The sequence below is a fragment of the Mesorhizobium carmichaelinearum genome, assembly GCF_900199455.1.
GTDB lineage: Bacteria > Pseudomonadota > Alphaproteobacteria > Rhizobiales > Rhizobiaceae > Mesorhizobium > Mesorhizobium carmichaelinearum.
Window position 1 is genome coordinate 1 of the sequence record NZ_FZQR01000030.1, and the last position, 12,333, is coordinate 12,333.

13 protein-coding genes are annotated in these 12,333 nt (G+C 62.8%); 7 read left to right on the top strand and 6 right to left on the bottom strand.

What is annotated here, in order from left to right; genetic code table 11:
• Positions 1-117: 117 nt before the first annotated feature.
• From CKW40_RS35425 to CKW40_RS35435, 3 genes are all read right to left on the bottom strand, one after another.
• Positions 118-726 (bottom strand): transglutaminase-like cysteine peptidase, encoded by a 609-nt coding sequence (locus CKW40_RS35425; protein ID WP_095204356.1) that lies wholly within the window; start codon positions 724-726, stop codon positions 118-120.
• Between the two features lie 287 nt (positions 727-1,013).
• Positions 1,014-1,631 carry a PilZ domain-containing protein gene (locus CKW40_RS35430; protein WP_095204357.1) on the bottom strand — a complete coding sequence of 206 codons (618 nt, stop codon included), beginning with the start codon at positions 1,629-1,631 and terminating at the stop codon, positions 1,014-1,016.
• Positions 1,632-1,750: 119 nt separating this feature from the next.
• Entirely contained in the window at positions 1,751-2,383 is a 633-nt protein-coding gene (locus CKW40_RS35435) for a PAS domain-containing protein (protein WP_095204358.1), read from the bottom strand.
• A gap of 597 nt (positions 2,384-2,980) precedes the next feature.
• Here CKW40_RS35435 and CKW40_RS35440 point away from each other — a divergent pair.
• Positions 2,981-4,012 (top strand): substrate-binding domain-containing protein, encoded by a 1,032-nt coding sequence (locus CKW40_RS35440; RefSeq protein WP_439331027.1) that lies wholly within the window; start codon positions 2,981-2,983, stop codon positions 4,010-4,012.
• A 54-nt stretch (positions 4,013-4,066) separates the two neighbouring features.
• On the opposite strand, the gene CKW40_RS35445 is transcribed toward CKW40_RS35440, so the two are convergent.
• Together CKW40_RS35445 and CKW40_RS35450 are read right to left on the bottom strand one after the other, a co-directional pair.
• Positions 4,067-5,083 carry an ABC transporter permease gene (locus CKW40_RS35445; RefSeq protein ID WP_095204360.1) on the bottom strand — a complete coding sequence of 339 codons (1,017 nt, stop codon included), beginning with the start codon at positions 5,081-5,083 and terminating at the stop codon, positions 4,067-4,069.
• On the bottom strand, positions 5,080-6,609 hold the full coding sequence (locus CKW40_RS35450; RefSeq protein WP_095204361.1) for a sugar ABC transporter ATP-binding protein: 1,530 nt from the start codon (positions 6,607-6,609) through the stop codon (positions 5,080-5,082). Before CKW40_RS35450 ends, CKW40_RS35445 begins: the two co-directional genes overlap by 4 nt.
• 282 nt (positions 6,610-6,891) lie before the next feature.
• Between CKW40_RS35450 and CKW40_RS35455 the strand changes: the two genes are divergently transcribed.
• Complete coding sequence (locus CKW40_RS35455) at positions 6,892-7,650, top strand: rhomboid family intramembrane serine protease (protein WP_095204362.1); 759 nt, start codon at positions 6,892-6,894, stop codon at positions 7,648-7,650.
• Positions 7,651-7,737: 87 nt separating this feature from the next.
• On the top strand, positions 7,738-8,169 hold the full coding sequence (locus tag CKW40_RS35460; protein WP_095204363.1) for a CBS domain-containing protein: 432 nt from the start codon (positions 7,738-7,740) through the stop codon (positions 8,167-8,169).
• A 48-nt stretch (positions 8,170-8,217) separates the two neighbouring features.
• On the opposite strand, the gene CKW40_RS35465 is transcribed toward CKW40_RS35460, so the two are convergent.
• Positions 8,218-8,475 carry a YjhX family toxin gene (locus CKW40_RS35465; protein WP_095204364.1) on the bottom strand — a complete coding sequence of 86 codons (258 nt, stop codon included), beginning with the start codon at positions 8,473-8,475 and terminating at the stop codon, positions 8,218-8,220.
• A 281-nt stretch (positions 8,476-8,756) separates the two neighbouring features.
• Here CKW40_RS35465 and gatB point away from each other — a divergent pair, with 281 nt between their 5' ends.
• The 4 genes from gatB (at position 8,757) to CKW40_RS35485 (ending at position 12,315) form a co-directional block, all read left to right on the top strand.
• Positions 8,757-10,262 (top strand): Asp-tRNA(Asn)/Glu-tRNA(Gln) amidotransferase subunit GatB, encoded by a 1,506-nt coding sequence (gene gatB / locus CKW40_RS35470; protein WP_095204365.1) that lies wholly within the window; start codon positions 8,757-8,759, stop codon positions 10,260-10,262.
• A complete protein-coding gene (locus tag CKW40_RS35475) occupies positions 10,259-10,954 on the top strand; it encodes a hypothetical protein (RefSeq protein ID WP_095204366.1) in 696 nt (231 codons plus the stop codon). The genes gatB and CKW40_RS35475 overlap by 4 nt, the downstream gene beginning before the upstream one ends.
• Positions 10,955-10,969: 15 nt before the next feature.
• Positions 10,970-11,461, top strand: coding sequence for a GNAT family N-acetyltransferase (locus CKW40_RS35480; RefSeq protein ID WP_095204367.1), 492 nt, complete (start codon positions 10,970-10,972; stop codon positions 11,459-11,461).
• A gap of 155 nt (positions 11,462-11,616) precedes the next feature.
• Complete coding sequence (locus CKW40_RS35485; RefSeq protein ID WP_095204411.1) at positions 11,617-12,315, top strand: AIM24 family protein; 699 nt, start codon at positions 11,617-11,619, stop codon at positions 12,313-12,315.
• Positions 12,316-12,333: the final 18 nt, after the last annotated feature.

Genomic DNA, 12,333 nt, shown 5'->3' on the forward strand with positions numbered 1-12,333 from the left:
GAGGGTGGGGACTCGACCGGGTTTCTCCTCAAGCGCCTCGCGTCAGTGCGACGCGCTTAACCTCTGTTCCATGCATGTCGCAAACCATTGCCCCTCTGGGCGACATGCATTGGCGTCCTAGCGGACGCTGGCGACCGCGTCGGAGCGGCCGTCGTTGATCGTCACCCAAACGCCGGAATTCTCCGTCGATTGACGCTTGAGATAGGTGTAGTCGGTGTCCGTCCAGGACAGCACCTTGGTTTCCAGATTGTCGAGGATGAACTCGCCGAGGCTGGTGCGCACGGTCAGCACGGCGTGGCCGTCGCCATTCGGCTGGCGCGCGACCGTCATCAACAGATCACCCGCCGGCACGCCGGCATTCATCAGCTCGCGGCGCTTCTCCAGCGCATAGTCTTCGCAATCGCCATAGCCATTGTCGGGATAGGCCCAGTACTCCTCGACACCGTAGTTCTCCATGTCGGTGCGCGGCTTGACGCGGGTGTTGACCGAATTGTTGATGTTGACGATCGTCGCCCAGAGCTTGCGGGTCAGGTCGACCGGCGCGCCTTTGGGCGTCTTCTCGTTGCATTCGCTAGGGATGCGCTGGCAGAATTCATAATGGCCAACAGGCTGCGTGGTCCGACCGCCGGTGTGCATATAGGCCGGTCCCGCGGCATATGCTGATCCCCAAGCGGAAAGCTGCATCGCCATTGCCAACAGCAACAGCTTGCCCCTCTTTGCTTTCATTTTTAGTCTCCCCGTTCGAAGGAGACATTGCCACAGCTGGATTTATTTGACGCAAAGGCGCGAAGTAGACTTTAAGTAAAACGCCGGTAGAATAAACATAAAATTTGAATCATTTGAGTATTGAATTGTTTGGATTGCCAGGACTGGGCTTGCGGTATGCGTGACGCTTACGCTGAGCGTTACAGGTCGCAGCCTCGGCTGTCAGAACGGATATCAATCGCTGTTGCCCAGAAACAAAAAACCGGCCGCTAACGGCCGGTCTGACTGGGGCGTCCCGACGGATCTGGTCAGGCGCGTGGCGTGTTGAATTCTGAATCGAGCGTTTCGGGGCGCTGGATGACGGCGAATTCGATGGCGACGCCATCCTCGAAATGGCGAACGATCTGGCCGCGCATGGTGCCGAGCATGACCTGGACGCCGATCGCCGGCTTGACGTCGATCTCGATCGCCGCACCGGACAGTGACAGGTCGATGATCCGGCACTGATATTGGCGGCCGTCGGTGAGCTGCAGCACGCTGGTCGGGTTGCGCGGCGCGACGCGTTCGTGGCGGCGGTCTTCCGGCAGGTCGAGTTCGTGCTTGTTGGCAAGCCAGGTCAGCTGCGCCGCCAGCTTGTCCTTCTTGCGGTCGGACGCAATCACCGTCATGGCGAAGCCGTCCTGCAGCGTGCGCGTGACGACACCTTCGATGCGGCCGATATGGTCGATATAGGCGATGACTTTTTCGCCGGGCATGCCGATGCGGTCGGTGCGGAGCGCGACGTTGCCGGGCGACATGTCGACAACCTGGCAAGGATGCTCGGTGCGGTCTTCCAGCATGAATCGTCCGTATATTTTGACCCGGACGCGCTGAAAGTTACGCCTTTCAGCTTGGGACGGCGCGTAGTCGACCGCCGCTGACCTCATGACTGCCTACACCCCGTTTGGCATCCCCGCGCGCCAATGCGAGGGACTTCATCAAAGAAGTACAACAAAGCGGGTTAACAAAGGGAAAAAACGAGCCTGCAAGACTGTGCGATCATCAACTATTCCTCGCGCCCGCCGTCGAAGACGACGAGATGGCGGATGCGGCGCGCCCGGCCAAGCGCCGAGATCGTGTCAGGCGCCTCGAGTTCGGCTGGAACAAGCGAGGGAACGTCGATCGCCGGACGGTTGTTGAGCAGCTCTTTCTCCGGATCGATGACACGGATCGAATCGATCATGGCGTCCGTGATCGGGTCGGCGCCCAGCCAGAACGGCTTCTCCGCGGCACTGATCACGCCGAGACAGCGCGGATTTTCGATGCCGCCGTCAAGCGGCAAGGCAAGCAATTCGAACTTGTTGGAGCGGCCGTTGCGGCTGAAGCCCTCGAACATGATCAGCACCACCGATTTCTGGTCGAAAACCCCATGAATCAGCCGTGAGACCAGACGCTGATCCTTCTCGCGCCACAAGGACGGGAAGGAGAACCCCTTGAGTTCGCGGCCATAGCAGGCGCAGAGCCTGGTGCCGGCCAGGCGGAACACGGGTTGCCCGCGTGTGTCCTTTTCCAGGATGAACGTATCGGCCAGCAGCGACTTGATATCGGCGGGCTCAACTTCCGAACGCTTCGGAGCAGGGCGTCCGTCACGCAGGCGGTTCCAATAATGGAACAGCGTGATCGATCCGTTTTGGTTCATGGTATGCTGCTCCGCGCATTCTGTCGTCTGATGTCCCATCGGTGAACAGAAGGGCGCCCTCCGATGACCTACATGCGTTGCGGAGCAGGAAGCGTGCCAGCGTCGTTAACACTTGTTCACGGGTCGGGGCCGTTAAGGTTAACAACTGGTTTACGTTGCGCCCGGGCAGGCCCTATGGCACACCAAAACCACTCCAGAAGCGGTCGTTTCGCGACGATCGGCAGCACTTCAGTCAAGGGTTTTAGGGGAGCAGGGGGCTCGACCGGCCGTTCAAGGGAAACCTTGGACGGCTTCTTTTTTGATTCGCGCCCTGTGATTCGCGGTTAACGGCGGGCATGATTTCTCGCTCATCGCGACACCTGCGGCGGTCCGATGATCGATGACGCCGGGATAGCCTGATCCCCGCGCTGTGCGACAGGCAGCAAGCAACATTTGCCAATCACGCGCCGCGAAAGAGAAAAATCTGCGTTCCGAGCGGTTCTGTTGCCGCTGTACCCTTCGTGAATTCGCTCCTTGAGGCGCGACGGCGGCGATCCCGCGGTCCGGAGACGTGCCTCGTCAGCGTAATTCTCTGGGGAAACCTTCATGAAGACTTCTATCCTTGGACTGATCACGGCCGGCCTGCTGGCCAGCGCCATTCCGCTCGGCACCGTTCACGCAGCCGGAATCGCGGGTGCTCCCGCTCCTTTCGACAACGGTGGCGTGAAAGTGGCGCTCGTCACCTTCATCTCGGCCGGCGATTTCTTTCAGGCCTATCAGGCCGGCGCGACGAAACAGGCGAAGGCGCTCGACATCGACCTGCAGATCTTTTCCGGCCGGCAGGATGCGGCCGCGCAACGTGACCAGATCGACCAGGCGATCAATCTCGGCGTCCAGGCCATCATCATTGACCATGGCCAGCCCGAAGCGCTGAAGGACGTCGCGCAGAAAGCGCTCGATGCCGGCATCAAGGTCGTCGCCTTCGACGTCAATCTCGACAACCCGAAGATCCCGCAGGTCGAACAGTCCGATCACGAGCTTGCCAAGGCGTCGCTCGGCCAGGCGCTCAAGGACAACGGCACCTCGTTCCAAGCCGGTTATGTCTATGTCGCCGGCTTCGCGCCGCTCGACCGCCGCAACGAAATCTGGGACGAGACCAAGAAGGCCAATCCCGGCATTGTCGAGAAGGCGCGCTGGGGGACGGTCAACGACACGACCGCGGTATCGACAGCCGACCAGACCAAGGCGGCGTTCCAGGCCAACCCCGATATCTCAGTCGTCTTTGCTCCCTATGACGAGTTCGCGCGCGGCGTGAAACTCGCCACCGACGAACTCGGCATCTCGAACAAGGTGAAGATCTATTCGGCCGACGTGTCCACCGCCGATATCACCGAAATCACTGCCGAAGGAAGCCCGTGGGTCGCCACCGCGGCCACCAATCCGGCCGTCGTCGGCGCGGTTTCGGTGCGGGCGGCGGCCAAGCTGATCGCCGGCGAGGATCCTGGTCACAGCATCGTCGTCAAGCCGGTGCTGCTGACACAGGAAGAGCTGCGCAAGAACGGCATCAAGACAGTCGAGGATCTCGACGCCAAGCTTCCCGCCTTCGGCCAGAGCGACGCGGCGGCGGCCAGCTGGATCCCGTCCAACTGATCCTTTTTCTCCTCTCCCTCGCTCGCCAGCGAGGGAGAGGAGAAATCGATTGGGTTAGCGCTTCTTTCCCAGGCCGAAGGTCAGTGCCAGCGCACCGACCAGCACGACGCCCTTGACGAAGTCCTGCGTGTAGTAGGGCGCGTTCAGCATGGTGAGGCCGTTGAGCAGCACACCGACGAAGATGGCGCCGACCACCGTGCCGATCACATGCGGGCGACGCTTGTCGAGCACGGCATAGCCGATCAACGAGGCCGCCACGGCATCGAGCAGCAGCGAATTGCCCGCCGAAACGTCGCCACGGCCGACGCGCGAGGCCACGATCAGCCCGCCCAGCGAAGCAAGCGTGCCTGACAGTATGTAGGCCCAGAGCCGGTATCTCTTGGTCGCCGCACCGGCGAGATGCGCGGCCGTTTCATTGCCGCCGATGGCATAGAAGACGCGGCCCCAGCGCGTGCGTTCCATCAGGAACCAGGCCAGCACGGCGACGATAGCCATGACCACGACAGACAGCGGAATCGTGTCGAAGAGCCGGGACCGGCCGAGGATCAGGAACGCCGGATCGTAGGCGCCGGGAACCGAAGAGCCGTCGGGAAGCACCATGCCGGCGGTGATCGAGCGGCCGCCGGTCGGGATCAGCTGCAGGCCGGCGAGCAGGAACATGGTCGCCAGCGTGGCGAGAAGATCGGGTACGCCGACGCGGACGATCAGCAGCCCGTTGACGAGGCCGATGAAGGCACCCATCAGCAAGACCAGCACTATGGTCTGGGCCGCGTCCAGCTGCCACACGACCATGGCATAGCTCGCCGCCATCACCGACGAAGCCGCGATGCTGCCGACCGACAGATCGAAGCCGTCGGCCGCCATGGTGATCGACACCCCGACGCCGAGGATCGCCACCACCGAAACCGCCTGCAGGATCGAGAACAGATTGGTCGAGCGGATGAAGGCGGGCTGCGCGTACCAGAACCCCACCACCATCAGCGCCAGCAGCACGAAGAGGGCGTAGCGGCGCGTTTCGCGGAAAAGCGATGTGCGCGAGGCGGACGGCTGCGTCGTCGTCGGATAGGTCATCTGTTGTCTCCGGCCTTGTCGCTCTCGACCTTGCCGATCTGGTCGGTCAGTGAGCCATGGCCGTCTCCGGCCTCATAAAGTGTGTGGTTGCGCATGACGAGGATGCGGTCTGCAGCCTCCAGCGCCTCTTCGGTGTCGCTGGTCGCGATCAGCGTGGCGGAACCGCTCTGGCTGTTGCGGATGGCGGCGATCAGATCGGCGCGTGCGCCGACGTCGACGCCCTGGAACGGCTCGTCGAGCAGCAGCAGCCGGCAAGGTGCCGCCTGCCATCGCGCGAGCACGACCTTCTGCTGGTTGCCGCCTGAAAGCTCGTCGAGCGTGTCGTCGGGTCCGCGCGCCTTGATGCCGAGCCGCGAGATCGCATCGGCCGCGACCTTGCGTTCCCGGGCTGTGCGCAGCAGGCCGCTTGGAAACCAGCGCTTGAGATGCGGCAGGGCGATCGTGCCGGCGATCGAGGCGCCGGGAACTTCGGGCGGCAGCAAGGACGATTGCCAGCGATCCTCGGCGACCATGAACACACCGCTTTCGATCGACTGCGCCGGCCCGCTCGACAGCCATGGCTTTCCGTCGAGCACGAAGCCGCCTTGCGCCAGCGTTTCCAGTCCGAAAAGCGCGCGCAGCAGCCTGCTCTTGCCCGATCCGAGCGTGCCGGTGATGGCGACGACCTCGCCGGAGCGCAGGTCGAGATCGAAAGGCTCCGCCCCGGCAACCAGCCGCGCGCGCCTGATGGAGGCGATGATCGGCGCGGTTGATGCCTTGCTGTCATGCGTGGCGGCTTCCAATGTCCGGCCGATCATGGCCGCGACCGCGGCGGGGAAATCGATCGGCCTGGTAAAGGCACCGACGATTCGGCCGCCGCGCATCACGACGGCGCGATCGGCGATGGCCGCAAGGTCGCCAAGCCGGTGCGAGATATAGAGGATTGCCATGCCGCCGGCGCGCAGCCGGCGGATGATGGCGAACAGCCGCTCGGCTTCGGTGGTCGACAGGCTTGACGTCGGCTCGTCGAGGATGAGCACCGAGGCCTTGGCCGCGACGGCGCGGGCGATGGCGATCAATTGGCGTTCCGCCGGGCGCAGATCGATGAAGTCGCGATCGAGCGGCAGATCGAGGTCGATCAGCGCCGCGACCGCGCGCGCCCGCCGGCGGATCGATGCCGCCGAGACGAGAAAGTGTCCGCTGCGGCCGCAAAGCTCGTCAAGCAGGAGGTTTTCGGCAACCGTCAATCCGGCGGCACCCGCCTGGTCGGTCGCCTGATGCACCGTCGCAATGCCGGCCGCCTTGGCGGCGCTGGGCGAGGCGAAGGTGACAATGTTGCCACCCAGCGTGATCGTGCCCGCGTCGGGCGTGTACGACCCCGAAAGGATCTTCACCAAGGTCGATTTGCCGGCGCCGTTGGCGCCCATCAGCGCCACGACCTCACCGGGCGCGACGGCAAGATCGGCGCCGGCGAGCGCGCGTGTCGGCCCGAAGGATTTCTCGATCCCGTTGACGGAGACGGCGATAGCTGAGGGTGCTGGGGGCAAGATGCGTGAGCTTCGGGTTATGGCATTGCGCTTGGGGCGGCGAGTTTTGGCCGTCGTTCTCACCCGTTATGGCGCCGCATTCTAGGGAGGGGGCCTGTCGCCTCCGAGAACGCGCGTTGCGAGTTTTTCAAATCCCGGAGCAATTCCGCTTCGTTTCCTTTCGTTTCATAGCAAATGAGGGCGACGCCGTACGTCGTGTTCGCCGTTCGAGAAACAGAATTGTTCCAAGTCGGGTATCCTTGCTCTAAAGCTCGCGCATCGAATCCCAGGACCAAGACGCGTATGAGTGAACCGGTAAGCCCTTCGGAAGCCGAACCCACCGAACCGACGCCGGAGCCCCGGCGCGAGCCGGTGTTCAATCTGCCGCCCCTAGTGCTGGTGGTGATCGGCATTTGCGCGGCCGTCTATCTGCTGCAGCAATATGTGCTGAACGACGAGCAGCAGATGACGCTGTTGTACGATGGGGCCTTCATCCCCATCCTCTACACCGGACAATACGGCTTCGACTGGTTCCTGTTCACGCGGCCCTTCACCTATGCCTTCATGCATGGCGGTTTTGCCCATATCGCCATTAACATGGTCTACCTCGCCGCCTTTGGCTCGCCGCTGGCCAATCGCCTTGGCGGGCTCAGGTTCGCCTTGTTCTTCGCTGCCACCGGACTGGCTTCCGTCGCGCTGTTCTGGGCCATGCATCCGTACGGAGAGGCACCATTGGTCGGCGCCTCCGGCGCAATTTCCGGCATGATGGGCGCCGCCGCGCGGTTCGGTTTCCGCACCGACCGTTCGGCCGGCAAGGCAGCCTTCGCCGGCCCGGTGCTGCCGATCGGCATCGTGTTGCGTTTGCGTGGCGTCGTGATCTTCCTCGCCGTGTGGATGATCATCAACCTCGCCACTGGCCTTCTCGGCTTTGCGCCTGGAATAGACGGTCAGATCGCCTGGGAGGCCCATATTGGCGGCTTCGTCGCCGGCTTCTTCGGCCTGCGGTGGTTCGACAGGCGATGGCAGCCGCCTGAGTGGGAAACCACCGACCGCCGCACTTGAAATGCAGCCGATCACGGCGCACGATGTTCACTCTTACGTGAAAGCCGGTCAGGCAGGAACCGGCAGGCAAAAGCAGAGGAGGACGCCATGACGGTTAAGGCAATTCTAGAGAGAAAAGGCCACGACGTGTTGACGCTCGGGCCGAATGAAAAACTTAGCGTGGCCATCCGCATGCTCGCTGACCACAAGATCGGTGCGCTGGTCATCACCAACGGCGATCGCAAGATCGTCGGCATTCTTTCTGAGCGCGATATCGTGCGTGTCGTCGCCAAGGAGGGTGCCGCCGCGCTTGATATTGCCGTGCGTTCGGCGATGACGCCGAAGGTGAAGATCTGCAACGAGAACCACACGGTCAACGAGGTGATGGAGATCATGACCAGGGGCCGTTTCCGCCATCTGCCGGTGGAAAAGGACGGCCTGCTCGATGGCATCGTCTCCATCGGCGACGTGGTCAAGCGCCGCATCGAGGATGTCGAGCGCGAGGCCGACGAGATTAGGGCCTACATCGCCACCGCCTGAGCGGTGAACGGAGCCCGCCGGCCGGAGACCCGGCCGGCGGACCTATTTCTATCTGTTGTCGAGTTCGGAACGGACGAGTTCGAGCCCGCGCCTAGTGATGCGGTAGGGACCGCCACCCGACGACGAAACTGCCTTTTTCCGCTTCAGCTTTCGAAACAGGCCGAGATCGACGCCCGGATAATGCCAGCCGTCACGGGTCAGGCATTTGACGGAGGCGATCCGCTTTTTCTCGTTCTTTTCGATTTCAATGCGTCCGCCCTGCGCAAGCAGGTGCAGGATGCGCTGTTCAGTGCGCGAAATATCCATATGGAGAGTTTCCGGGAAAACAGAAAATGCCGCCGCCGCGAAGCTTCGCGGCACGGGGTTTCAGGTTTTCTGCCCTGCCTCGCTACGAGGTCAGGGCCCTACCGGGACTGAGCGTAAGTGGACATCCACTCTCCATTGGGATTGATGTCCTATAGGCAAAAGCGGCTGAAAAGGCCAGCCGGTGGCTTTGCGCTTGTCTCGCGAAGCGGTTTGCACTAGCGAAGGCCAACACCCAAATTCGCGAAAATCGCAATATTCGCGAGCTAGAAGCGCAGGCTACCATGACACTTATCGATACCCGCACACCCGACGCAAAGCGCCTGATCTCCGGCGCCACCGGCGACTGGGAAATCATCATTGGTCTCGAAGTGCATGCGCAGGTCATCTCGGAAGCCAAATTGTTTTCCGGCGCTTCGACCGCTTTCGGTGCTGCTCCCAACGGCAATGTCAGCCTGGTCGATGCGGCCATGCCGGGCATGCTGCCGGTCATCAACGAGGAATGCGTCAAGCAGGCGATCCGCACCGGCCTCGGTCTGAAGGCGCAGATCAACCACAAGTCGGTTTTCGACCGGAAGAATTATTTTTATCCCGACCTGCCGCAGGGCTACCAGATCTCGCAGTTCAAGCAGCCGATCGTCGGCGAGGGCACGGTGATCGTGTCGGTCGGACCGGACCGCCAGGGCGAGTTCGAGGACATCGAGGTCGGCATCGAGCGCCTGCATCTGGAACAGGATGCCGGCAAGTCGATGCACGACCAGCATCCGACCATGTCCTATGTCGACCTCAACCGCTCCGGCGTGGCGCTGATGGAGATCGTCTCCAAGCCTGACCTGCGTTCCGGCGATGAGGCCAAGGCCTATGTCACCAAGCTGCGCACCATCATGCGCTATCTCGGCACCTGCGACGGCAACATGGATGAAGGCTCGCTGCGCGCCGACGTCAACGTCTCGGTACGCCGGCCCGGCGGCGAGTTCGGCACGCGCTGCGAGATCAAGAACATGAACTCGATCCGCTTCATTGGCCAGGCCATCGACTATGAGGCGCGCCGCCAGATCGCCATCCTGGAGGACGGCGGCAAGATCGACCAGGAGACGCGGCTGTACGATGCCGTCAAGGGCGAGACGCGCTCCATGCGCTCGAAGGAAGAGGCGCACGATTACCGCTATTTCCCCGATCCCGATCTTCTGCCGCTGGAATTCGACCAGGCCTATGTCGACACTTTGGCCGAAGGACTGCCGGAACTGCCCGACGACAAGAAGGCGCGGCTCATCATCTCGCTGGGTCTGTCGACCTACGACGCTTCGATCCTCGTGTCGGAAAAGTCGATCGCCGACTATTTCGAGAAGGTGGCCTCCGGCCGCGACGGCAAGCTCGCCGCCAACTGGGTCATCAACGATCTGCTCGGCCAGTTGAACAAGGCCGGCAAGGATATTGAAAATGCTCCGGTTTCGCCCGATCAGCTCGGCGCGGTCATCGACCTGATCAAGGATGGCACCATCTCCGGCAAGATCGCCAAGGACCTGTTCGAGATCGTCTGGAATGAAGGCGGCGATCCGCGCCAGCTGGTCGAAAGCCGTGGCTTGAAGCAGGTCACAGACACCGGCGCCATCGAGAAGGCGGTCGACGAGGTGATCGCGGCCAATCCCGACAAGGTCGAACAGGCGCGCGCCAAGCCGACCATGGCCGGCTGGTTCGTCGGTCAGGTGATGAAGGCGACGGGCGGCAAGGCCAATCCGCAAGCGGTCAACGACCTCGTCAAGGCCAAGCTCGGCATATCGGATCAATGAGCACAGGCGCAAAGTCGGGCAACCCGACAGGCGTCTCGTCGGCCCTGTTGATTATCGGCGCCGTGCTGCTTTTTGTCGGCACGTCGCTGCATCCGATGCATGAAGATCCGAACGACGCGCTTGCCGCCTTCGGTGAATATGCCGCCGACCATATCTGGCTCTACAGCCACATGGCACAGCTTGCCGGCGTCTTCGCGATGGTTGCGGGGCTGCTGCTGGTCCTTGGCCGCCTGTCCGACGGCCCGGCCCGTGGCTCGACCCTGCTGACGATCGTGTTCGGCGCGGCATCGCTGGCAGCGGCTGCCGCCTTGCAGGCCGTCGACGGCATTGCGCTGAAAGCGGTGGTCAATGCCTGGGCCGCAGCCGATGCCGCGGCAAAACCGTCGCTGTTCAGCGCGGCCTTCGCCGTGCGCCAGGTGGAAGTCGGATTTGCCGCGATCAGCGCCATGCTGCTCGGCTTGACGGTTCTGCTCGCCACTGTCGCCCTCCATCAGGCCAGGCGCTGTCCGTTATGGCTGTCGCTGCTCGGCGGCGCCGCCGCCGTGGGCGTCCTGTTCGGCGGCTTGGCCACCGCGGCAACCGGTTTCTCCGGCCTTGCCATGGCGGCCAACATGCCGGGCAGCATGGTGCTTCTGGTCTGGGTCGTGCTGCTTGCGGCGATCGATTTCAGACGCGATCGCGTCGCGGCATAGGCGGGAGAGAAAGCGATGTTCGTCCGCACCGCCGGGGAACGCGACCTCGCCGCCATCCGGGCGCTGCTGGTTGAAACCTGGCACGCCACCTACGATGCCATCTATGGCGCCGCCAAGGTCACCGAAATCACCGATGAGTGGCACTCGACTGCCTCGCTGAGGGCGCGGCTGACCAAGCCGAACAGCGAGTTCCTCGTCGCCGATGACGGCAAGCGCATTGGTGGCGTGGCTTTTGCCGAAGGCGTCGATGGCGGAGAACAGGTTGTCCTGAAACAGCTCTACGTGCTGCCCGGCCTGCAGGGCAGGGGCATTGGCGGCATGCTGCTCGACGAGATCATCGAGAGTTTCCCTGAAGCTCGCGCCATTCGTCTGGAAGTGGAGGCGCGGAACACGCGCGCCATCGCCTTCTATGAAGCAAACGGCTTCGTGCGATCCGGCGATGCCGGCGAGCACACAGGTGTCTCTGGCGAGCCGACGCTGGTCTATCGCCGGCCCCTTGCCGGCTGATCCCCTTGGCGCATAGCTATTTGGATCACCTTCGCGCGAACGGTGCGGCAAGGGTCCGTTTTCATTTGACGGCCTGAGGGTCACACACCAAGCTGCGGGCAGCTGACCGTGCGGAAGCCGGAATGGGCTGGCGCGCAAGGCGCGAGGGGGAAACCATGCCAAGCTTGCCGGAACTGATGCCGACACAGGTGTCGGACGAAACCTTTGGTGGCGTCACCTATCACATAGCGGGCGAGCTGGTGCCCGTGCTGTCTGTCGATGTGACGCAAATGCCCGTCTATTTCGAGCATCACATCCTGTTGTGGAAGAACTCCACCATCACCATCGGCCTGAAATCGCTGAAGGGTGCTCTGAAGCGCATGATGGCCGGCATGCAGATCTTCGTCACCGAGGCATCGGGAGCGGGCATCATCGCCTTCAGCCGCGACGGGCCCGGCCACATCGTGCCGATCCATCTCAGGCGCGGCGAGGAGATCCAGGTGCGCGAACACCAGTTTCTCGCCGCCACCGGAAATGTCGACTACACATTCGAGCGGGTGCGCGGCCTGGCGACGATGCTGTTTGGCCAGAGCGGCTTCTTCATCGACCGCTTTCGCGGCGACAGCGGCGACGGCATCGTCTGGCTGCACGGCTACGGCAATGTCTTCGAGAAGACGCTTGCCGCCGGCGAGACCATCGACATCGAGCCGGGCGGCTGGCTGTTCAAGGATACCTCGGTCAGGATGGAAACCAAGATCGACCGCCTGTCGAGCGGCTTCTTCGGCGCCAACATGAATTTCATCGTCAACCGCTTCACCGGTCCGGGCCGCGTCGGCATCCAGTCGATGTATCTGCATATGCCGACGGAGGAGTAGCGCGTGCCGGAAATCTCG